Raw genomic sequence first — 22,260 nt, 5'->3', positions numbered from 1 at the left:
ATACGTCCGTTTTTAATATCTTGTATTATAATTCTTTTTTAAGCCAATGTTTTACCGTTTCCAGAAAAATATCGATTTCCACCTCACGATTGTAATAATGCGGCGACACTCTGATACCGCCTGTTCCTGCTGTACATCGCAAGGAAACCTGTATTCCCTGACTTTTCAAGTAAGAAACAAGCGCCCGTTCTCTGCTCACATCGCAGTCTGCCAGATCATGCAAACTGAACGATACAATTGCAGAGCCGCTGCTTTCTTCTTCCGGACTTGTAACTAGCACATTCATCTGTTTTAGCCCCGTCAGCAGTCTTCTGCGCAGTCCAAGAATCTGTCGTTCCACCGCTTCCATCCCCATATCCATCAGATGCTGTAGCGCTTTATAAAGTCCCAACGCTCCCACATAATTATCATAGCCTCCGGCTTCAAACACATCAGCAGTTTTTGCGAAATGAACTTTGTCAAAAGGATGTCTGACGGGACTTTCTAAATAAGCGATGTATGCCTCTACATCAAAAGGGACTCCTTCTTCCAGGCGTATATCCATATAAGAATAATATGGCGGCTGCACTTGCGAAAGAAGTTCTTTCCGTATGTACATAAACCCACATCCAAATGGATTTCCAATCCATTTCTTGCCGCCAGCACAGTAAATATCCATGCCCAGCGCTTTTACATCTACCTGAAGTGCGCCAGCCTCCTGAATACCGTCCACCAGGAAATAGCAATGATGCTTCTTTGCCAACCTGCTAATTTCCTGTATATCCGCACGAAATCCGTTGATTTCCTGCACGGAAGCCAGTAGAATTACTTTTGTGTTTTCATCTATATACCGGGCAAAATCTTCTGCTGTAACACGACCGTTCTGCGTCTTAACGCAACGCAGTTCAACCCCGTCTCGCTCTACTCTCGGATGCCAGCAGGCGGTTGACGCCTGATATTCTAAATCACAGATTAGCACATTTTGTCCCCGCTTCAGCGGCAGACTGCAGGCAAGCGTACCCAAAGCTTGGGATGTGCTGCGAACCAGCGCAATTTCATCGTTTTCACAATTCAAAAATGCAGCTGCAGCTCTTCTTGCATCAGATAATATATCAGCTTGCCTGCGATTAAGCAATGCAGGCTCTTTCAGCAGCTTAACATACTCTGTTGCCGCTTCCTTTACTGTTTCATGCGGTATCGAAGTTCCTGCATTGTCCAGATAAATATATCCGTTTTTCATTATTTCGATTCCTTCTCAAATCGTCTTCCGATCCCTGTCAAAATACTAAAGAAGAACAGTAACAACAGGAACATACTGTGGAAGCTGTATGGAATGATATCCAGGAAAGAAAAGTCTTCCGGAACCAATCCCTGGGTAAAGTTCATGCACAGCATAATACAGGTTCCGTATGGCAGAAGCCCTGAAACACCGCAGGATGTTCCGTCTAAAATATTAGCGCCTCTGGTCTTTTCTATACCAAAGTTTTTTGCCACATTACGCACCAGCGGTCCGCAGAAAATGATAGCCGGAGAACTGCCGCCGGCACAAATTGTGGTAACTGCTGTCATCGCCATGCCGGCAAACTCACCAGAGCGAGGCGTTTTGCAAAGTTTGATTAGTCCTGCCATCAGCCTGTCAAAAGCGCCGCTGACATTAAGGATCTCTAAAATCTGGAAAATCAGCAAGGCATACAGTACGATACCCATCATGCCCGTAAGGCCTGCACCAATTGGTCCTTCATTGTCCAGAAGTGTGCCGAGCGGAATGCACCCGAGCGCCAGTACCAGCACCACGCCTACCACATTGCAAATGATCAATGTGCCGACGATATCCAGTCCCTTTTTCATCAGGACAATCATCAGAATCGGCAGAATCAGCATAGCAAGCGCCTTTAAATTTGTTTCATCCGCACCGATATGAATCGTTGTATTGACATCCATTCTCATACCGAATATGACAAACAATACCGCCGATAATCCGCCTGCAATCAAAGAATACGGCAAACGCGTGCGCACAACATCTTTTACTGCCGCCTCTTGGGTCAGCGCGGAGCCGATGGTAGTATCGGAAATCGGCGCCAGGTTGTCGCCAAAAATTGCACCCGCAATGATTGCCCCGCAAATCAGACCTACATTGCAGCCCAATTCTGCCGACAGCGGAATCAGAAGCGGTGCAACGGCTGCAGCAGAACCGGTAGACGTTCCACAGGAAGTAGAAATTACTGCACAGATTAGAAACGCAATGAGCGGCAGCAGCCCGACACTCATATTCAGTTCTCCCACAACGTAAATTAACGCGTTAATCAGACCGCTCTGTCTGAGCAGCTGGCCCATAACGCCAGCCATCAGAAAAGCAATGATTAAAATGGATAACATATGGTTTTTCAAACCGGAAAAGCAAATTTCCCCGAAATTTTTCTTATCTTTTGCCAGTAAAAAGCCTGCAATTAATGCAGCGAATGTAATAATAGCGAATCTTGTCAGTCCGCCGCCGCCAATGACAGTACCAATTATCATACCGACGATCATAATGATGACAGGAATCCACGGTCCCAATGCGCCGCCGTAAAATGCTGCGGTCACCTTTGTTTTCTTTTCATCCATTTGTATTGGACCTCCTTAAATGATTTCAAGACATAATTTTAAGTGAATCCAGAGCTCTTTCATGTGCTCATTATAATCTGCCCCGTTTCATCTGTAAAACTCAGATTTTTGCTATTAAATACAAAATTCATTTCTATTTAATAGTAAAACCTTTCATTGGACTTTTTCATGCGGCGGGCATACACTGAGGGCAACAGATTACGAGGAGGAGTTTTATGGACTATTATTTTAATCAGACACTGCTTTCTATCCCGCCTTCAGCGTCTCTTGCCGTCAGCGAGAAAGCAAAAAAACTAAAAGCAGAAGGCGTCGATATCATCACACTTGCCACCGGCGAACCGGATTTTGATACGCCGGCACTGGCACGAATCGCAGGCATTGGCGGTATTGCCAGCGGCCACACCCATTATAACGGTGCGCTTGGACTTCCTGCACTCCGGGAAAGAATCGCCCGCAAATTAAACGAGGAAAACGGCATCCAATGTGCTGCCGAAAACATCATCATGGCACCAGGCGGAAAATTTGCCATCTACGAAACCATTCGCGCGCTGGTAACGCCGGCAGCTGGTGACGAAGTGATGATTCTCAATCCTGCCTGGGTTTCCTACGGTCCTATTGTAACCGCTTCCGGCGCCGTTCCTGTCAATGTGGCGCTGGATTTTGAACATAACTATAAAATCACCCGTGATGCACTTGAGCAGCATGTTTCTGACAAAACCCGCGCGATTATTGTCAACTATCCTAACAATCCGACCGGCTGTATTCTCTCTCAGGAAGAAGCGGAAATCCTTGCGGATTTCGCGTTAGAGCATGACGTGATCCTGATTGCAGACGAAATTTACGAGAGAATTGTTTACGATGGTGCAAAAAGCGTCAGCCTTGCGTCGATCCCTCGAATTGCAGACCGGGTCGTCACCATTAACGGTTTTTCTAAATCCACGGCTATGACCGGTTGGCGTTTGGGTTACGTATGTGCGCCTCTGCCAATTATCCGCATCATCGCCCTTTTAAGCCAACATGCCATCAGCTGTCTCAGTCAGTTTTCCATGGAAGCCGCGCTGGCTGCGCTGGACTGTGAACAGGATATCAAAGCGATGACAGAAAGCTACCTGCACCGCCGGAATTTCTTTGTGGACGGGCTCAATGCCATCCCCGGCGTAACCTGTCACGTGCCGCAAGGCGCGTTTTACGCATGGGCAAAGGTAGACCTGGACGGCAAAGACAGTTTCGCAATCGCAGACTATCTGCTGGATGAAGCACGCGTCGCGGTAGTTCCGGGAGATTCCTACGGTCTTGGCGGCGACTGCTGCATCCGTATGTCCTTCGCTACGGCAAAGAGCGATCTGCGTGAAGCCCTTTCTCGCATGGATACTGCAATCAGAAAAATGAACGGAGGTAAATAATATGGGCAACGTAAACTGCAGAGTATATAACGATTTTGAAAGACCATCCAAGGAACTGATCGAACAATTCCGCGGTATTCCTGCCGCCAATCTGGACGACTGCATGGGACGGCAGGCAGCGGTAAACTCCGCCATCAAGCCCATCGGAAAAGCCGGTCTTGTCGGACCTGCTTTCACAGTGAAAGTCGCGCCCGGCGATAATCTGATGTTCCACTACGCCATGGATCTTGTCAAAGAAGGCGACGTCATTGTCATCGACGCCGGCGGCTATACAGAACGCGCGATTTTCGGAGAAATTATGGTTCATTACCTTTTAACAAAGAAAATTGCCGGCATTATTGTAGACGGCGCCATGCGTGATAAAGAAGACATCGCCGCCACCGGACTTCCTGTCTATACCAGAGCGGTGATTCCTGACGGTCCATGGAAAAATGGTCCCGGCGAAGTCAATACAACTGTAAACTGCGGCGGCAGATCCGTCTCTCCCGGCGATATTGTAGTCGCTGACGCCGACGGCATCGTATTCATCAAACCTTCCGACGCAGCATCTATATTGGAAAAAGTCCATGGTCTCATGGCGGGCGAAGCCAAATCCCTAAAGACCATTCAAGAAACAGGTACTCTGATTCGCCCATGGGTCATGGAAAAATTACAGGCGCTGGGCTGCGAGTTTTTTGACAAAGCTTGATTACTTAAAATCACAAAGAGTTCACAAAATGACCTTCTGAAAGGTCTCGTGAACTCTTTTTTCTGCCTTATAAGCTCCTATTTTTCTTGCATGTCCATAACTACTCTGACAAAATCCCCACGAGAGTACCTTCCCCGTTCAGCTGTTTTCATCGGATCTACGCTATTAAAAAAACAGCTTGGTATTTCTCCCTCTTTCAGATTCTTCGCAATACAAGGCGTGCACCCCTGATCATGATTTACGGGATGAAACGGACACTCTCTGTCAGTACAGGTACAAAATTCTACGGTTTTATGCATAAATGCCTCCTTGATCTCCTTGTCTTCTCTTATTTATGATACGTCTCATGGCGGATAATTTTAAAGCTCCTATAGATCTGTTCTAACAAAATCACTCGCATCATTTGATGAGGAAAGGTCATCGGTGAAAAGGACAACTTAAAATCAGCTCTTTTACTTACATCGGGAGATAGCCCTAGGCTTCCTCCGATAACAAAGGCAATATTGCTATTTCCGGAAAGTCCCAGTTCTTCGATTTTCCCAGCCAATTTCTCAGAAGACAGTTCTTTTCCCTGTACTTCTAATGTAATCACGTACATATTATCCTTTATTTTTTTTAGAATTTCAACACCCTCAGCCTGCTTTACTGCTAACTCCTCCGCGACGCCTGCTTTATCGGGAAGCCTGCTTTCTTTCAATTCCACAATCTGAAGACTACAATAGCTGGAAAGACGTTTACTGTACTCAACTACCGCCTGACTCCAATATTTTTCTTTCAACTTTCCAATACAAATAACAGATATATTCATAACTTACACTTCCATCAATGGCCCTGCCTCGTCTCTATCCGCGATAGCCAGGGTTAAATCTTTATCTATGTAGAAATCCTCTTCAAACAGGATATTGCGTATCGTCAAATAGGCCTGCCCCGGCGTATTGTTTTCTCTGCTGAGATGCGCCAGAACCACCTTCGGCACACCGCTCGCCAAGACGTTAGCTTTTCCTTCTACAGACGCCCTTTGATGACGGGCGCGCAGCATACCACAAAGTATCTCACCCGCCGTCTCGTTGGACAAATGTCCGCGATCGCCTAAGATGCGTCTTTTCAGGTTGTAAGGATATGATCCCATTTTGAGAATGTTAACTTCATGATTGGCTTCTAATACCAAGAGATCGGCAGCTGTAATATGTTCTTCAATTTCCGGAGAAATGCATCCGGTATCTGTAACGATGGTCAGGCGGCGGCCTCCACTGATAAATGTGTATCCCTTAGGCTCGGCGGCGTCATGCGAGAGATCAAAGGGTATCACTCTGATATCTCCAATATCGCAGGGTTCTCCACTGCGAACCACATATTCCTGACCCGAAGCAATGCTGCCGCCAACGGCATCTAAAGTACCTCCTGACGCGTAAACTCGTGCTTTCGTCGCTTTTTTTGCAATCATTCTCAGGCTTCGAACATGATCAATGTGTTCATGTGTGATCAAAATGCCGTCAAGACCGGCAGGATCAATATTTTTCTCCGCAAGCGCGGCAAAAATGCGCTTTCCTGTAATTCCTACGTCTACCAACAAGGTTGTATTTTCACTTTTCACCAGATAGCTGTTGCCGGAACTGCCGCTGGCGAAGGAAGAAAATTTCAATGACATGTGTTACCTCTTTTGCTGTTTTGTTTTCGCTCTATCTATCATAGCACAGTATTCTTTGCTTTTCCACGGAATTATTCTGGCTCTTTCTGCATTTTTTCGTTGTACTTTACGGGAAAATAAGGCATAATAATATGTGGAAAAACACACAAGGGGGAAATTATGACGATTTTGAGAATGTATACGGACGGAGGCTGCCGCGGAAATCAAAGTGATACCAACGCAGGAGGTTGGGGCTGCATCCTGGAGTTCGGCGAATATAAAAAAGAAATTTTCGGCGGCGAGGCAAATACGACGAACAACCGAATGGAGCTGACCGCCGTTATCGAAGGCTTTCGGGCGCTCAATCGAGACGGACAAACGGTAGAAGTCTTTTCTGACAGCGCTTATGTTTCCAACTGTTTTCGAGAAAGGTGGTATGAAAGCTGGGAGAAGAATAAGTGGCGTAACGCCGCGAAAAAATCTGTAGAAAATCAGGATCTTTGGAAAGAATTACTGGCTTTAGTACGCAAACACAACGTTCGCTTTTTCCGCGTCAAGGGCCATGTGAACCTGAACAGCAAATCCATAAATCCCGACGCTTTATTCAACAAATTTATCAGCTGGAACGGTGACCGGTTCAGCTATGATGATTTTGCATATGTGACGGAAATGAACAACCGGGCCGATGCTCTGGCAAACATGGGTATGGACCGAGTAATAGAAAGAAATTCAGATAACAGTAAAGGAGAAATGTAATATGGAAAGAATTGTAGGAACAGTATCCAGAGGACTGAGAGCCCCTATCATCAAAGAGGGCGACGACTTAAGCCAAATCGTTATCGATACCGTTATGGAGGCTGCAAAAGCCGGTGAATTTACTATTCAGGACAAGGACGTACTGGCGGTAACAGAATCAATCTTAGCTAGATCGCAGGCCAACTACGCGACAAAGGATCAGATCGCAGCGGACGTAAAAGCTAAGCTGGGCGGCGAAACCATTGGCGTTATCTTCCCGATTCTCAGCAGAAACCGTTTTGCGATTTGTCTGCGCGGCATCGCGCGGGGAGCAAAGAAGATTGTTCTCATGCTTAGCTATCCATCCGATGAGGTAGGCAACCATTTAGTAGATATCGATCTGTTGGACGAAAAAGGTATAAATCCGTATTCCGATATGCTGACGCAGGAACAGTTTGAATCCCTGTTTGGCAAATCCAAACACACCTTCACTGGTATGGATTACGTAAACTATTACAAGGGTATTATCGAGGAAGAGGGCGCTGAAGCCGAAGTCATTTTCTCCAATAATCCTCGCACCATTTTAAATTACACTAAAAACATTTTGACCTGCGATATTCATACCCGCGTCAGAACAAAGCGTCTGTTGAAAGAAGCAGGAGCAGAGGTCGTATGCGGTATGGATGATATTTTAACTGCAAGCGTTGACGGCAGCGGTTATAACGATAAATATGGTCTGTTAGGTTCTAACAAATCTACGGAGAATTCCATAAAGCTGTTTCCAATTCACTGTCAGGAATTTGTAGACGGAATTCAGAAGAAGCTGAATGTCCTAACCGGAAAAACAGTAGAAGTGATGGTCTACGGCGACGGCGCTTTCAAAGATCCTGTAGGCAAAATCTGGGAACTGGCAGATCCTGTTGTATCTCCTGGTTATACCAGCGGTCTTGAAGGAACTCCAAACGAAGTGAAGCTAAAATATCTGGCAGACAACGAATTCTCTGACCTGAAGGGGGATGCGTTGAAAGAAGCAATCAGCGACTACATAAGGAATAAAGATGCCGAACTCGGCGATTCCATGGTCGCACAGGGTACTACCCCGCGTCGTCTCACCGATCTGATCGGTTCTTTATGCGATCTGACCAGCGGCAGCGGAGACAAGGGTACTCCATTTATCTATATTCAAGGATATTTCGACAACTATACAAAGTAATTCCCTATAAATGTTTAAAAGCCTCCGCTGTCAAAACGGAGGCTTTTTATTCACTTCTCTGACTTCATGCCCTTTTCCATCAATTCTTCTAATGTAGCCTCTGCTCCTTCCAGCGCCATATTCTCTGGTGTACGAACAGCAAGACTGATCTTTTCTACAGTGACATACACTTTTTTATTATCCTTGCCTTTATATTTTTTCATCTGTCCAGCCAGGGTATTCGTGGTAAAGGATAGTCCAGTTACATCGTCCTGACTAACCTGCAGAATACTTCCGCAAGCCGGACATTTAAAATGATATTGCTTACCCAGCAGCTTCCATTCCTCTTTCAGCAACCATTTCGGTTCTTTTTCTCCGCAGAGCGGGCAATATTTTAATTTCAATTCTGCAAAACGCAGAGGTATACTGTAAAGAGTATTCTCGTTTCGTTCAAATCCAGCCATTACTGTGTCTCCCTCTATGATGTGTAAAAGCGCCGAAGGTTTTAATATTTAATTACATCCTACTCCGGATTCTCTTTGTTGTCAACCTCTGTAAACGCTTTGTTTAGAACCACATAACATTTACGATAACTGTAGCAGCGATCAAGGAGGCCAAGTCTCCTAACAGGCCGGCAGCAATGGAATGCCTGGTGTTACTGACGCCTACAGAACCGAAATAAACTGCCACTATGTAAAAAGTAGTCTCCGTAGAGCCCAATGCTACGGACGCGATACGCCCAATCTGGGACTGTGTACCATACTGAGACAACAAATCTGCCATCATACTCTCAGCCGCACCACCGGAAAAGGAACGCATGATACCCATTGGCAGAACCTCTGCTGGCATTCTGATCAGATTTGTTAACGGCGCCAATAAATCACATAGCCAATCCATTGCGCCAGAAGCTCTGAACATGCCGATACAGCAAAGCATAGTAACCAAGTAAGGAATAATCATCACAACGGTTGAAAATCCTTCCTTAGCGCCCTCTGTAAATGCCGAATACACGGGAACTTTCTTAATAATTGCATACAAAACAACGACTGCCACTACGATCGGAATTGCCCAAATGGATATTGTTTCTAATACTGCTGTCATATTCTTACCTCCTTACCATGAAACCTTTTTATCATTTTCATAAACTGAATGATAGCCTTCTGGAAGTACAATCGGATTATCACCGATATAATCCTCATTAATTTCCAATGTACCCGCAGCAATTTCCTTCTCGATTACATTTTCCCATTTCCATCTTTTCACCTTCTGAAACACGATAGTGAAAAATACTCCCGTTACAGTAGATATTGTAGTTGCAATAATGACCGGCGCAATAATTTCCGCTGAACCTTCTGTCTGCACGCTGGCACGAAGGGCAATAGCGGTTACTGGAATCAGGGTGATCGATGTAGTTGAAATTGCCATCAGCATGCACTGTGCGTTAGTTGCAATACTTTTTGTTGGATTCAGCGTTTGAAGCTCCTGCATTGCTTTCAAGCCAAACGGTGTCGCCGCATTTCCAATCCCAAGAATGTTTGCTGCGAAATACAGCGCCATGGCAGAATTCGCAGGATGATCTGCCGGTACATCCGGAAACAATAGCCTCATGACCGGTGCGATCGCTCTGCCCAATTTATCGCAGAGCCCCGCCTGTTCCATGACCTTCATCAAACCGCAGAAAAACGCCATAATACCAATCAGATCCAACGCGATATCCACCGCCGTTTCCGCAAATTCAAAAATATTATTGAGTACAGCATCCATTGTTCCGGTCACACCGCCGGCGATAACCGCAACAACAGCAAGCGCAACCCAGATATAGTTCATCATAAAAAATACCCCCCTTATAAATGTATCGCACAAAAGATATAATTCAGGAATAAAAACATTCCATTCTCCTGACCCTGCTATTGTATGCGGTTATGCTCTCTTTCTTAACCACGTTATCGTTAGGTCGTAAATTTTTCCGCAATCTCTACAGCAATAAGAATCTATTCTAATCTATAAAATTAAATGATTTCTTCAAACAAAAAGCCCCGCCCGAATTGTCGATTGATAACAGGCGAAGCCAAAAAATACAAAAAATATACGGGATATCCTAATTGCAGCCAGATTTATCCCAATATTGTTTTTACATAAGATCCGAATCCTTAGGTTCTTTCTGCGATTCCTCTGCCTCCTGCGGCATCTTCGTTCTTTTTCTCTCTAACAATCTATCCATCAGGCTCTTATCCGGAGCTTTTAAAACAAAGATAAAAGATGCGACGATAATGATAAGTCCAAGAATTTTAGTCATACAAATTTTCCTTTCTGAAGATATACTGGCATTATATACGAAAATTTTTAAAAAAGCAAGAGTTCTTCTGACATTCCCCATTCCCTCGGCATGAATTTTGCATTATACTATACATATATTAGGAGGTACCTATGAATTACGACAAAAAACAACTACTGGCTGCAGTGGACAGCGTCTTCGATGAGGCGGTCTCCTTCCGCCGCCAGCTCCATATGCATCCGGAACTTTCCGAACACGAAACAGAGACGGCCCGGCTAATCCAATTGCAATTACAAGCTCTTGGCATTCCCTTCGAATCCAATATCGCAGGCAACGGCATCTCTGCGGTTATTTACGGAAAAGACCGCAGTCGTGGTGTCGGCATCCGCGCGGATATAGACGCGCTCCCTGTTACTGAAAAGGTTGAAATCCCATTTAAATCTCAAAATACCGGTATTATGCATGCCTGCGGCCACGATATTCATACAGCTATTCTTTTAGGCACTGCAAAAGTTTTGCTGAAAATGCAGGATCAGCTTCCTGCCAGCGTCCGCTTATTCTTTCAGCCTTCAGAGGAAACTATTGGCGGCGCCCGTCAAATGATTGATGCGGGTTGTCTTGAAAATCCAAAAATATCCAGTGTCCTGGGACTTCATGTAGATACAGGTACTGATGCAGGTAGTGTAGAGTTTATCCCCGGTGCAATGAACGCCGCCTGCTGCGAATTTCAAGTACGAGTTATTGGAAAATCGTGTCATGGCGCTCATCCAACTGACGGCATAGACGCTTTGCTCCCTGCCTGTACAATGGTCACCAGTCTGCAATCTATCCTGACAAGACGTATGGACCCTACAGATTCAGTGCTGATTACAGTCGGCAAATTTAACAGTGGCGTCAAGGAAAACGTCATCTCCGGAGAAGCAATATTTTGCGGTACAATCAGAACCCTGGACATGAAATCCATGGCCAACATTAAAACCTATCTGGCTGACCTTTGTCACAATACCGCGGCTGCTTTCGGAGCTTCCTGTGAAGTAGAATTCGCTTCCAACGGTTATCCCACCCTTGAAAACGACGATCAATTGTTGAAGTGGGTGATGGATTCTGCCAAAGAAATCTTAGGCGCAGAACATGTCAAACTGACCAAAAAACCAAGCCTCGGTGCAGATGACTTTGCGTTCTTCTGTCATAGCAGTAAAGGACTTTACTACAATATCGGCGCTCGTAAACCGGGAGAAAAGGATGCGCATCCAATTCACAGTGATCTCTTTTGCCCGGATGAAGAATGTATTCGTACCGGCATCTTAACACAGGTCGCCGCTATATTGAAAATCTTTGAGGAGGAAGATATCTAATGGAGACAAATGATATTCTTCGAGACACCTATGTAAAGGTTAATCTTGATAAAATTGCAGAAAACATGTCGCTGATTCGGGAAATGGCCGGACCTGATGTGGCAGTCATGCCAGTAATCAAAGCCAACGGTTATGGGCACGGCGCAGTTCAGATCGCACCTGTTCTCATAGAAAACGGAGCAGTTTACCTGGCCGTGGCTACTTTGACAGAAGCTATGGAGCTTAGAAATGCCTATCCTGATTATCCTCTGTTCATTCTGGGACACACGCCAGACCGTTTGCTTCACTATGTTGTAGAAAACAATATTACTCAGACAATTTTTTCTCTCCGTCAGGCAGAGCTTTTGTCCGCAGCTGCCTGTAAATCAGGCAAAAAAGCAAAAGTCCACATCAAGGTTGATACCGGATTTCATCGCCTGGGGCAAATTCCTTCTCCGGCATTTGCTGATGAAATCCACCGGATGTTTCAGCTGGAAGGCCTGGAAATAGAAGGTATTTTCAGTCATCTGGCTCTATCTGGTGAAGCAGAAGATGAAGCGCAGTACTCACTTTTCATCAAATTTATCGAGCAACTGGAGAATCGAGGATGTAACTTCCGCTACAAGCATCTCGCCGACAGCATTGCCTGTGTGGATTATCCTCAGTATCGACTGAATATGATTCGACCAGGCGCTCTTTTATACGGTATGATCGGATTTCAAAAAGGCCATCTTCCAGTAAAGCAAGCGCTCACCTTCCGCACAGCGATCTCCCAGCTCCACCGAATTCCTGCTGGTGAAGGCGTCAGCTATGATTATCTCTGGAAAGCTGTAAAGGACAGTATCATCGCAACCCTGCCTTTTGGTTACGCCGACGGTTACCCTCGTAATCTGCGAGATAAGGGATATGTCATAATTAATGGAAAAAAAGTTCCTATCATCGGCGTTATCTGCATGGATCAATGTATGGCCGATGTTACTGATGTTCCGGAAGTCCGCGAAGGAATGGAAGCCATCATCTATGGCGACGGAAACGATGGCTCTATGACCATAGAGGAAGCATCCAAACTGGCACAGACCAACAAAAACGATATTATTGCCCGCATCATGGCAAGGCCGCCGCGCATATATGTAAAATAAATCAAAAATAACTCCTGCCTTTTCCGAAAAAACAGGAGTTATTTTATTTATCACTTTCTTCTATTCATTATAACGGCCGCCATCTGCGATATAGCATTTCGCTTCTGTAAATACCATATCCATAGGCCGATCCCATGATTCCATCGGCGCTTCGGCAGCCCTCTGTACCTCAAAGGCAACGGCTGCAATACAAGCATTTTCACACATCGGTAAATACCGATCATAGTAACCGCCTCCCATGCCCATGCGTCCACAAAATCTGTCAAATACCGTACAAGGACATAAGACCAAGTCTATACTTTGCGGCGCGATCAAAACTGCGCGTTGGCGTACCGGTTCCAGAATTCCAAAGCTCCCCTTCTTCCAGGCCGTCTCATCCTCCGGAATAAGAGCAATCATTTCTCCGGATTCTATACACAATGGATAAGACAAACGCTTTCCTGCTTTGCTTGCCATTTCTTCCAGTAGATCCAGTCGCACCTCACCCCGCACGCCTTTGTAAAGTAAAATAGTTTCTGCTCTGCGAAATTCCTCCGATCCAGCAATTCGGCATGAGATTCGGTTTGACAGAGCTTTTCTCTCTATAGGTGTTAAACTGTTTCGTGCTCTTATCTTTTCCTTTCGCAGTGCATCTCTCTCCATTTTATATCCTATTCATCAACGTCTGACTTGCAACATTTAATTATTTTTATCAAATTGTTGCGCCATAAATATATTACGCGCAGCTATCGGGGCATTTCTTGTATCCTGTTGTGTTCTGCTTTTATAACGTGCAGCTTTTTAAAAAATTTTAGAGAACAGTTGCGCGATTTTTATAGCAGAAACCCTTTAAACGCAACATTCATCTAATTTTATATAAAATGTTGCGGAAAATCATCTTTACTACCTGACAAAACGCAATATTTTCTAAAAAGCGGATAAAATCTGCGTTTTTTAGTGAACTCACGCAACATTTTACGAGAAACAGCTAAATGCTGCGCGTGCAAAAAAACTTTTGATCAGATTAGAAAATGTTGATATTTTTCGTTTTCTTTACATTCTCTAAAATACCTGTAGCCGTAGCATCCTCTGTGTGATCCTCAAACTGCTCAGGAGCATCCTCATAGCGCACAAGATTTCCGCTGCCTCCCACACAGCCTCCTACACAGGCCATACCTTCAATGAAGTTGTTCGGCAACACGCCTTTATTCGCACGCATCAGAGCTACCTTGCACTTTTCGATACCATCGCAAACGATCGGATTAAACTCAAAATCAGTTATGTCCATTTCCTTCAACGCCTGCGTTACAGCCGTTGCCAATCCTCCAGAACGTGCAAAGATTCTTCCGTAATAAGAAGCCTGATTCCACTCCGTTTCCTCCTGATCCTTTAAAATAATATCCTTACTGTCAAATAACGCCTGCAGTTCCTCAAAAGTAATAGCGTAATCTACATATTTACTGATTCCTTCCTTACGAACCTCCGCTTTCTTCGCAATGCATGGCCCTATAAAGACAATCGTACACTCAGGATGTCCTTCCCTTACAAACTTCGCCAGCTCTGCCATAGGAGAAAGATTATGAGAAATCTTATCTGTTAGTTCAGGAAATTTCGTTTCTATGTATTTAACAAAGGCTGGGCAACAAGAGGACGTAAGAAAACCCTTTTCCACCAATTCCTGCGCTTCCTTTGTAGCAACCATATCAGCTCCCAGCGCTACTTCCAACACTTCTGCAAATCCCAATTTGTGAATACCAGTAATAACCTGGCCTAAATTTGCATATAAGAACTGGCTGCCAATAGACGGCGCCACGATAGCAATTGTTGGATTATTAGAATCCCTCCGTGTGCTTTCCTTTAAACAGTTAATTACATCCACGATACTGGATACATCTACCGTCGCTCCAAAAGGACAATGATAAACACAAGAACCGCAGCTGATACATTTATCATAATCGATATGCGCTTCACCGCCTGGTCCCATGGAAATAGCTCCTACCTTGCAGGCAATTTCACAAGGCCGCTGAAAGTTATGAATTGCGCTGTAAGAACATGCCTTGGCACATCGTCCACAGTCAACACACTTATTTTTGTCTATTTTAGCGTGATGGTTTTCATCAATGGAGATCGCATGAAGTTTACATGCTTCTACACATCCGTGCGCCAGGCATCCGCGACAAAGGTCTGTTACTACATATCCCGCCTCCGGACACTCATCGCAAGCAATATCAATAACCTGTACTACATGATTATTCTTTCTGCTTCCACCGATAGCAAGGCGCATACGATCCGCTACCACTGCTCTATCCTTATAGATACAACACCGCTGAGGCGGTTCATCCTTAGGAATAATTTTGCTTGCCACTTCATTAAACTCGGCAAACACATCGTTACCCTTCCACGTCTGGATGGCAACTTCACGCAAGACATTGTATTTGGTCTCCTGCACTTTGTTGTCAAATAATTTCAATATAGTTTCCTCCTCAAATTTATATCATGTTTAATTCTAAATCCTCATCTGAGACGTAATGATACTTTTCTCTGTTCATTATATCATAAATCACTGGCACAATATAGAGGGTTAGCAAAGTTGCATAAACTAATCCGCCGATACATACCAACGCCACTGGCTGCATCATATCAGTTCCGGCTGAATTTCCGAAGGCCATAACGATAAGCCCCAAAATCGTAGTCAATGAAGTCATCAAAATCGGGCGCATACGAGTCATTCCCGCCTCTACAATAGCATCCTTTTTAGCCATGCCCGAAGCTCTCAGCTGATTAATATAATCCACCAGTACGATGCCGTTATTAACGATAATGCCCGTCAGCATGACCATACCGATCATAGCGATTACGCTGATCTCCTTGCCAAAAATCAGGAGAGCCAGCAAACCTCCGGTAAATGCCAGCGGAATCGTAAACATAATAATAAACGGTGATTTTAATGATTGGAACTGTGCTACCATAATTAAATATACGAACACGATACCCAGGAGCAACATCAATACCAAGTCACCCATAGCTTCCATGATACTCTCGTTTTCTCCTGAGAATTCAAACTTCGTTCCTTCAGGAAGGTCGTAATCCTTCAAAGCTTCTTCAGCGGCAGAAGTGACCCTTGTAATATTATACCCCTGTTTCAATGTTCCTGTTACAGTCAGATAGCGACTCTGATTATCGCGGTTTATAGCTTTTAATGTCTCTTTTTCCTCCAGCTCAGCGATATCACTGAGCTTTACTTGCTGTGTCTTTCCATTCGCGCCTTGAATTTCCAGTGTCAAATCTCTCAAATCCTTTGTAGAAAGCGCATCCTTCTGCTGACTGGAAACTACAACATCATATTCGTTATCCTGCCATGTTACTGTAGTAGCCGTATCCTCATATGTCATAGCGTCTACAATGGCGGCATAAACCTGCGCTACTGTCAATCCCTTTTTCATAGCGGCAGTTTTCTTTACTGTAAAATGATACTCCTTGTCAGAATCCTGAACACCGCTCTCAACGGATTCGATACCTGCTACGTCCAACAGTTTTTTGCTAATGTCCTTTGCGGTTTGTTGCAGATGATCTAAATCTGCGCTGTAAACGTTAATAGAAACACCGCTTCCTCCCATAGCCGCGGAAAAATCGCCCATTGACGATCCGGAAGCTTTTACCTCCGCCTGCATATCTTCACACCGCTTATTGACATCCTCAGCAATATCATTGCTGGTTCTTTCCATTTTTTCATCCAACATAATATATAGAGATACAGACGCCTGGGAACTTCCTCCCATACCTCCCATGCCTCCAGTAGACAGCATTGCGCCTACTGTCTCAATTTCTTTTATTCCCTTAATTCTGTTTAAGGCCTCGTCTGCCTGCTCCTTCGTTTCTTCCAGGCTAGCGCCCTTTGGCATCTCTAGAGTAGCCTGTAGCTGCGGCGAACTCATCTCTGGCATAAAGATAAAGCCTTTTGCTAAACTGAAGTACACACTTCCAACTAATAGGGCAACCGCCAACAAAAGCACCGGAGCCTTATGGCGCAATACCAGCCGAAGTGATATCTGATACTTATCAATAAGAGATCTGTACAGCTTGCTTTCCTCCGTCTTGATGTTCTTCAACAATTTAGACGACAATGCCGGCACCAGTGTCATCGCTACGATCAAGCTGGCTATTAACGTATATGCCACAGTCAGCGCCATATCAGTAAACAATTGTCTCGTCAAGCCATCTGTAAAAATAATCGGTACAAAAACGCAAATTGTAGTCAAGGTAGACGCTGTAATAGCAGCGCCAACCTGTTTCGCTCCTGCAACCGCCGCTTGCGCCGCAGTCGCTCCCTGTCTCCGCAGACGGACTGTATTCTCTATGACAACTACTGAATTATCTACCAGCATCCCTACAGACACTGCTAATCCGGACATAGAAATCAGGTTAATGGATATTCCGGAAAAGTACATTAACAGAACAGCAAAAACTAGGCTGATCGGAATACTGCAGATAGTAATGACAGTCGGTTTAATACTGCGCAGAAACAGGAATAAAATTACTACCGCGAACAGCGCCCCCCAGAGCAAGCTGCTTATAATAGAATCCACTACCAAATGTATGTAATCTCCCTGATTCATCAAGGTGGTAAATTGCAGACCCTCATATTCCTTCGTCAGTTCATCAAACTTATCCTGTATGCTTTCACAGACATCGGCCGTAGCATAATTAGACTGCTTAGAGAAGGAAAGCACCACGCCATCCTCTCCATTTATCTTTGCATACAACTCTCCGGCATTATCACTGATAAATACATCTGCGACATCCTTCAAATATACTTTACCCACAGTATCTACGCCAGAATCAAAGAGAAACAGATTCCCTGCCTGCTTTTCCGTGGAAATATTATCGCCCACACTGACTAAATAATTAGAGCCTTCCTCTTCAATATATCCAGCCGGCATGGAGAAATTTTGTCCTTTAAGAATCCCAGAAATCATTTCGGTCGTAATACTTTCTCCAATATCCGCGCTTTTTCTGGCTTGTGCTGCCTGTACATCCATCTGAGACTGCGCTTTATTCAGTTGGCTGGATGCATCGTTTAATTTCTGGTTAGTATCGTTTAGCTTTTTTTCCCCTTCTTTTAACTGCTTTTCCGTAGCCGCCAGCTTCTTGCTGTTTTCATCCAGTACGGCGGCCTGCGCTGCATACTGCTCCGGCGGCAGAAGGTCTTTGCTCGCTTCAAGCTGCTCCTTCGCCGAATTAAGCTGCTTTTTACCTTCTGCAAGCTGTTTCTTACCATCTTCTAATTTCTTTTTCTGCTTTTCTATTTGACTTTTTCCGTCAGCTATTTTAGCTTTCTGTCCGTTGAGCTTGTTCTGCGCGTCAGCAAGCTGGCTATCGATACTTGCCAGTATCTTCTGATTGATCTTATCGATCTTTTTCTGGCTGATCACAACATTAACCTGTTCCTTCAGCACGCCAGAAGCAGTAATACTGGCAACGCCGGCAGTGCCCTCCAGCTGATTCTGCAACGTATCGCTGACAAAAGCGGATAATTGACTTCTGTCTTTTCCCTCATAATTTACCGCCGCTACATTGACCGGTATCATATTTGGATTCAATTTCATAATGGTCGGAGTTCCCACTATATCTTCCCAGCTTCCGCTAACTAAATTGATCTTCTGCAGTATATCAGAAGATACGGTATCCATATTGACGCTGTTTTCAAACTCCAATACCACCATAGAGTAATTAGAATTTGAAATCGACTGGATCTCCTTTATATCACTTAATGTGGCCAGCGTCTGTTCCATCGGCTTGGTCACGCTGCCTTCTACCTTTTCCGGCGTAGCGCCCGGATACGGTGTCATAACAATAACATACGGCATGTCGATATTTGGAAACAGATCCGGCGTCATCTTTGTATATGACACGATCCCCGTAACCAGAATCAAAACAACTGCTACAAATACTGTAAATGGTTTCTTTACGCTATACTTTGACATGCATTATCTCCTTTCCACTTTCTCCCTTAAGATATTAAGAGTTTCTACAAACTCATTAAAAACTATTTCCGCTCTTTGAAAATCATGAAGACATTCCCCTGCTGCTTCCTTCATGATAACAAAGAGCACACGAATCATCCTGTAGACAGAAACCTCATCCTCCAGTAATAATCTGCTTCTATCCGCTTCTTTAACTAAAAGACTGATAATCTCTCTTTGGATGCTCATAGCATAATCGTAGCTGCACCCTTTGCCTCCAGCTTCCGAAATCAGATTGCCCAAAGCCCGCCGGACTGCTTTATCCTGTGCTATTTCAATCATAGCTCGAAACAACGATACAAATCCATCGAAAACATTGCCTTCTGCATTTCTCAAATGGATTCTCACCGTTTCAATAAATTGAGCCACATAATCAGCTAACACATATTGAATTAAATCGTGCTTATCCACAAAATACTGATAAAAGCTACCTCTGGAAATTCCGGCGTTCTGGATAATCTGATTAATCGAGATTTCACTGAACGGCACGCGGATCAATTCATCCACCGCGGCATTAAAAATTCGAAGACGCTTTTCATCCGATAGATTGTAATATGTGTCTTTTGGCATAAAAATGCCTCCTTTGTTTATTTTTTTCACACAAAAATGACACCTTGTCATGTCATGTTTCAGTATACATGACAGGGTGTCATATGTCAACGAAAGTTTTCCTTTCCTGTCGTTTTTAGCGGCGTCTTTTCCCTATTTTCCAAATTGCTTCTGCCGCAGCCCGTAAATCCCGTCGCGTATTAAAGGGCCCTACGGAAAGACGAACTGCTCCCGTATCCCAAGTACCAATAGTCTTATGCGCCAGACCCGCACAGTGATAACCACTGCGCACAGCGATCCCATAATCCTTATTTAGCTGTGCGGCTACTTCTTCACACTCAACACCTCTTACATTAAATAGACTGATTCCTGTTTTTCCCTCCGGCACCGGACCGTAAAGATCAATGAAGTCCATATTCTGTATCATCTCGTCAAAGTATCCAATCAATTCTCGTTCATACAATTCGACAGTTTCTATGCCCACCTTCCTAAGCATCCGTACGGCATAACCTAACCCGATAATTCCCGGCGCGTTAACAGTTCCTGCTTCATATCCCTCTGGAAACTCCTGTGGCTGAATCCGACTTCTGGATTCAGTTCCAGTGCCTCCATACAATAGGGGCTGAAGCTGAATGGCTGGATCTACATAAAGACAACCTGTACCCAGCGGTCCCAGAAGTCCCTTGTGTCCCGGAAAAGCAAGCAGGGATATACCTAACTTTTCTACATCTATTTCACTACAGCCTGCTAACTGGGCTGCATCCACCAGAAATGGGATCTGATGCCGCGCACAAATCCTTCCGATCTCATCAAGCGGTTGAATTGTACCTGTAACATTAGATGCTCCCGTTACTGCCACCAGCCGCGTATCTTCGGTGATGGCAGCCTCAATGTCCTCTGCATTGACATATCCTTCGCTGCTGCCGTCGACAATCGTATGACTGACACCCTTTGCTCGAAGATATTCCAAGGGACGAAGCACAGAATTATGCTCCATCGATGTCGTAACGACATGATCTCCGTCTTGCAGTAAACCCATGAAAGCCATATTCAGACTTTCGGTTGTATTCTTAGTAAAGACCAGTCGGCTGGGATCTGTAATATGAAAAATCTCAGCTACTGTTTTCCTGGCTCGATATACTTTTTCACCGGTTAACATAGACATATCGTGTCCGGAGCGGCCGGGATTACCGCAATAGCGTTCCATGCAGTCCCCCATTTCAGCCGTCAGGCCGGCAGGTTTCGGAAAAGAAGTTGCGCTGTTATCCAGATATATCATCATTTTCACCTCTCAAAAGAAAATGGAGGACCTAAACGTCCTCCTATATCTTATTCTCTTTCCTTTGAAAGGGTGCGCCTTCTTCTATATTTAAACAGGCCGGCAATTCCATCAATGCAATCACCAGCAAACTGCATGTAAAAAATTATCATAAATATCATGTGAACCCATGGGTTAATCCACCGTGCTATAGCTGCTAAAAGAGGCTGCAGTCCCATGATAACAAGAATTCCTCCTGTCATCCACAGCAATACATCACTGAAACTTACGTGGACAAGACTCTTTCCACTTGCTAATCGTACTAAAACAGCAACAACAAAAGCGCACACTGCGCCGGAAGCCATGCCGCATAGAGCTGCCGCCGGTAAATCCATATTCAAATCCGTTCCAAGCCATGCGGCTACTTCTCTTGCCGCCGGCTCACTCCAGGAAATAAGGAGGAGAGCCGCCGCGCCAAAGGCAGGCATATAAGGGCCTTTACACAAACCCCTTCCTCCCTTTCTTCTCCGCAAAGCAAAAATACATCTGTCTGCCGCCCATCCTAAAATACTGTACAAAGCGAAAAAAAGCAGCAGCTCATATAATTGATACTCCATCTTTATTTATTCTCCATGGGTGATCAAACCATTTCCGTTTATAGGAATTGCTTCTCCGCCTAGTTCTGATTCCGGTTTAGCCATTACCTTTAAAAAATCCTTAACACGGGCAAGTACCTCTCGAATTTCGCGTGCCGCCTGTCCCCGGTATTTCATCTGGTCAGCCGCAACGCCTTTCACTGTAAGTCCCAGCTTTTCGCCGACGTAAAGCGCCCTGTATTCATGATACGTCTGCGTGACCACAATCAACCTCTCCGCTCCAAAGATACTCTGTGCTCTATACATAGAATCGTAAGTAGAGAATCCTGCATGATCACAAAAGATATCCTCCTCAGGCACACCGGCCTTTTTCACGTAATTCAGCATGACATGAATTTCATTATGCCCTACTTGTCCATTATCTCCTGTCAAAAGCAGCTTCGGCGCTGTACCCAGTTCATAAAGTCTGATTCCTGTGTCTAGCCGATCCTTTAGCATGGGGGTAGGTGTTTCATCATCTCGTATGCCGGCGCCAAGAACCATAATACAATCTGCATTCAGACTTTTCAGTTCATTGGTTTCGGAAATACTAAAGTCCTCTTTTTCTTCTGTGATCGCGCACAAAATATTCTGTTTCTGTGATTGAACGATATGATTATTAATAGTCATACCAATAACACCTCCTGCTGCGGCTATTGCAACAGCTAGAAGAATGCATCTCTTGATCAGTTTTTTAATATTCCTCACCCCTCATATTTCATAAGCTTATCCTTTAAATTAGTTTAAACGACCTGTTAAGAAAAAGCAATAGTTACTTTTTGCAAATTTTTCACTAATATGTTATAATAGAAATACTTGTATTTACTTTAACGCATGGAT

General features: G+C 44.6%; 22 protein-coding genes. 6 read left to right on the top strand and 16 right to left on the bottom strand.

The window, feature by feature from the left end:
- Nucleotides 1–25: 25 nt before the first annotated feature.
- Together ACPW7J_RS00680 and ACPW7J_RS00675 are read right to left on the bottom strand one after the other, a co-directional pair.
- Nucleotides 26–1,219: an aminotransferase class V-fold PLP-dependent enzyme gene (locus ACPW7J_RS00680; RefSeq protein ID WP_425755879.1), complete on the bottom strand. Its 1,194-nt coding sequence runs from the start codon at nt 1,217–1,219 to the stop codon at nt 26–28.
- A complete protein-coding gene (locus ACPW7J_RS00675; RefSeq protein ID WP_425755877.1) occupies nt 1,219–2,583 on the bottom strand; it encodes a Na+/H+ antiporter NhaC family protein in 1,365 nt (454 codons plus the stop codon). Before ACPW7J_RS00675 ends, ACPW7J_RS00680 begins: the two co-directional genes overlap by 1 nt.
- A 215-nt stretch (nt 2,584–2,798) precedes the next feature.
- Here ACPW7J_RS00675 and ACPW7J_RS00670 point away from each other — a divergent pair, with 215 nt between their 5' ends.
- Both ACPW7J_RS00670 and ACPW7J_RS00665 read left to right on the top strand, forming a co-directional pair.
- Nucleotides 2,799–3,986: a pyridoxal phosphate-dependent aminotransferase gene (locus ACPW7J_RS00670; RefSeq protein WP_425755875.1), complete on the top strand. Its 1,188-nt coding sequence runs from the start codon at nt 2,799–2,801 to the stop codon at nt 3,984–3,986.
- A gap of 1 nt (nt 3,987) precedes the next feature.
- Nucleotides 3,988–4,674: an RraA family protein gene (locus ACPW7J_RS00665; RefSeq protein WP_425755873.1), complete on the top strand. Its 687-nt coding sequence runs from the start codon at nt 3,988–3,990 to the stop codon at nt 4,672–4,674.
- A 77-nt stretch (nt 4,675–4,751) separates the two neighbouring features.
- On the opposite strand, the gene ACPW7J_RS00660 is transcribed toward ACPW7J_RS00665, so the two are convergent.
- Genes ACPW7J_RS00660 through ACPW7J_RS00650 form a run of 3 tightly spaced genes read right to left on the bottom strand, consistent with a single transcriptional unit; the run spans nt 4,752 to nt 6,322 of the window.
- Complete coding sequence (locus tag ACPW7J_RS00660) at nt 4,752–4,973, bottom strand: DUF6485 family protein (RefSeq protein WP_425755871.1); 222 nt, start codon at nt 4,971–4,973, stop codon at nt 4,752–4,754.
- A 29-nt stretch (nt 4,974–5,002) separates the two neighbouring features.
- On the bottom strand, nt 5,003–5,482 hold the full coding sequence (rlmH, locus tag ACPW7J_RS00655; protein ID WP_161873990.1) for a 23S rRNA (pseudouridine(1915)-N(3))-methyltransferase RlmH: 480 nt from the start codon (nt 5,480–5,482) through the stop codon (nt 5,003–5,005).
- Nucleotides 5,483–5,485: 3 nt separating this feature from the next.
- Complete coding sequence (locus ACPW7J_RS00650) at nt 5,486–6,322, bottom strand: MBL fold metallo-hydrolase (RefSeq protein ID WP_425755869.1); 837 nt, start codon at nt 6,320–6,322, stop codon at nt 5,486–5,488.
- Between the two features lie 159 nt (nt 6,323–6,481).
- Between ACPW7J_RS00650 and ACPW7J_RS00645 the strand changes: the two genes are divergently transcribed.
- Nucleotides 6,482–7,057, top strand: a complete 576-nt coding sequence (locus tag ACPW7J_RS00645; RefSeq protein WP_202623906.1) for a ribonuclease H family protein — start codon at nt 6,482–6,484, stop codon at nt 7,055–7,057.
- A gap of 1 nt (nt 7,058) precedes the next feature.
- Nucleotides 7,059–8,249: a coenzyme F420-0:L-glutamate ligase gene (locus tag ACPW7J_RS00640; RefSeq protein WP_161873992.1), complete on the top strand. Its 1,191-nt coding sequence runs from the start codon at nt 7,059–7,061 to the stop codon at nt 8,247–8,249.
- Nucleotides 8,250–8,299: 50 nt separating this feature from the next.
- On the opposite strand, the gene ACPW7J_RS00635 is transcribed toward ACPW7J_RS00640, so the two are convergent.
- The 4 genes from ACPW7J_RS00635 to ACPW7J_RS00620 all read right to left on the bottom strand — a co-directional run bounded on the left by ACPW7J_RS00635 (nt 8,300) and on the right by ACPW7J_RS00620 (nt 10,524).
- Nucleotides 8,300–8,692 carry a hypothetical protein gene (locus ACPW7J_RS00635; RefSeq protein WP_161873993.1) on the bottom strand — a complete coding sequence of 131 codons (393 nt, stop codon included), beginning with the start codon at nt 8,690–8,692 and terminating at the stop codon, nt 8,300–8,302.
- A 103-nt stretch (nt 8,693–8,795) separates the two neighbouring features.
- Nucleotides 8,796–9,329 carry a nucleoside recognition domain-containing protein gene (locus tag ACPW7J_RS00630; RefSeq protein WP_161873994.1) on the bottom strand — a complete coding sequence of 178 codons (534 nt, stop codon included), beginning with the start codon at nt 9,327–9,329 and terminating at the stop codon, nt 8,796–8,798.
- A 12-nt stretch (nt 9,330–9,341) separates the two neighbouring features.
- Nucleotides 9,342–10,058 carry a nucleoside recognition domain-containing protein gene (locus tag ACPW7J_RS00625; protein WP_425755865.1) on the bottom strand — a complete coding sequence of 239 codons (717 nt, stop codon included), beginning with the start codon at nt 10,056–10,058 and terminating at the stop codon, nt 9,342–9,344.
- Nucleotides 10,059–10,359: 301 nt separating this feature from the next.
- Nucleotides 10,360–10,524 (bottom strand): hypothetical protein, encoded by a 165-nt coding sequence (locus tag ACPW7J_RS00620; protein ID WP_424960117.1) that lies wholly within the window; start codon nt 10,522–10,524, stop codon nt 10,360–10,362.
- A 131-nt stretch (nt 10,525–10,655) separates the two neighbouring features.
- Here ACPW7J_RS00620 and ACPW7J_RS00615 point away from each other — a divergent pair, with 131 nt between their 5' ends.
- Nucleotides 10,656–11,858, top strand: a complete 1,203-nt coding sequence (locus ACPW7J_RS00615) for a M20 metallopeptidase family protein (RefSeq protein WP_425755863.1) — start codon at nt 10,656–10,658, stop codon at nt 11,856–11,858.
- The gene (gene alr, locus ACPW7J_RS00610) at nt 11,858–12,976 is read left to right on the top strand and encodes an alanine racemase (protein WP_425755861.1); all 1,119 of its coding nucleotides are present in this window, start codon (nt 11,858–11,860) and stop codon (nt 12,974–12,976) included. The genes ACPW7J_RS00615 and alr overlap by 1 nt, the downstream gene beginning before the upstream one ends.
- A gap of 60 nt (nt 12,977–13,036) precedes the next feature.
- Here alr and ACPW7J_RS00605 read toward each other — a convergent pair whose 3' ends face one another.
- The 7 genes from ACPW7J_RS00605 to ACPW7J_RS00575 all read right to left on the bottom strand — a co-directional run bounded on the left by ACPW7J_RS00605 (nt 13,037) and on the right by ACPW7J_RS00575 (nt 22,050).
- A complete protein-coding gene (locus ACPW7J_RS00605; RefSeq protein WP_425755859.1) occupies nt 13,037–13,618 on the bottom strand; it encodes a 5-formyltetrahydrofolate cyclo-ligase in 582 nt (193 codons plus the stop codon).
- A gap of 361 nt (nt 13,619–13,979) precedes the next feature.
- Complete coding sequence (locus ACPW7J_RS00600) at nt 13,980–15,425, bottom strand: monomeric [FeFe] hydrogenase (RefSeq protein ID WP_424960121.1); 1,446 nt, start codon at nt 15,423–15,425, stop codon at nt 13,980–13,982.
- Nucleotides 15,426–15,444: 19 nt separating this feature from the next.
- Nucleotides 15,445–18,939: an efflux RND transporter permease subunit gene (locus ACPW7J_RS00595; RefSeq protein WP_425755857.1), complete on the bottom strand. Its 3,495-nt coding sequence runs from the start codon at nt 18,937–18,939 to the stop codon at nt 15,445–15,447.
- A 3-nt stretch (nt 18,940–18,942) separates the two neighbouring features.
- Nucleotides 18,943–19,548 carry a TetR/AcrR family transcriptional regulator gene (locus ACPW7J_RS00590; protein ID WP_425755855.1) on the bottom strand — a complete coding sequence of 202 codons (606 nt, stop codon included), beginning with the start codon at nt 19,546–19,548 and terminating at the stop codon, nt 18,943–18,945.
- A gap of 115 nt (nt 19,549–19,663) precedes the next feature.
- Nucleotides 19,664–20,809, bottom strand: coding sequence for an aminotransferase class V-fold PLP-dependent enzyme (locus tag ACPW7J_RS00585; protein WP_425755853.1), 1,146 nt, complete (start codon nt 20,807–20,809; stop codon nt 19,664–19,666).
- 47 nt (nt 20,810–20,856) lie between these two features.
- Nucleotides 20,857–21,402, bottom strand: coding sequence for a putative ABC transporter permease (locus ACPW7J_RS00580; protein WP_425755851.1), 546 nt, complete (start codon nt 21,400–21,402; stop codon nt 20,857–20,859).
- Between the two features lie 6 nt (nt 21,403–21,408).
- Nucleotides 21,409–22,050 (bottom strand): ElyC/SanA/YdcF family protein, encoded by a 642-nt coding sequence (locus ACPW7J_RS00575; RefSeq protein WP_161874004.1) that lies wholly within the window; start codon nt 22,048–22,050, stop codon nt 21,409–21,411.
- Nucleotides 22,051–22,260 lie beyond the last annotated feature (210 nt).

Origin of the sequence: Ihubacter sp. rT4E-8 (assembly GCF_049852125.1) — a bacterium.
Taxonomy (GTDB): domain Bacteria; phylum Bacillota; class Clostridia; order Peptostreptococcales; family Anaerovoracaceae; genus Senimuribacter.
The sequence above is the reverse complement of the archived record's forward strand: the minus strand, read 5'-3'. Positions and strand labels throughout refer to the sequence as shown.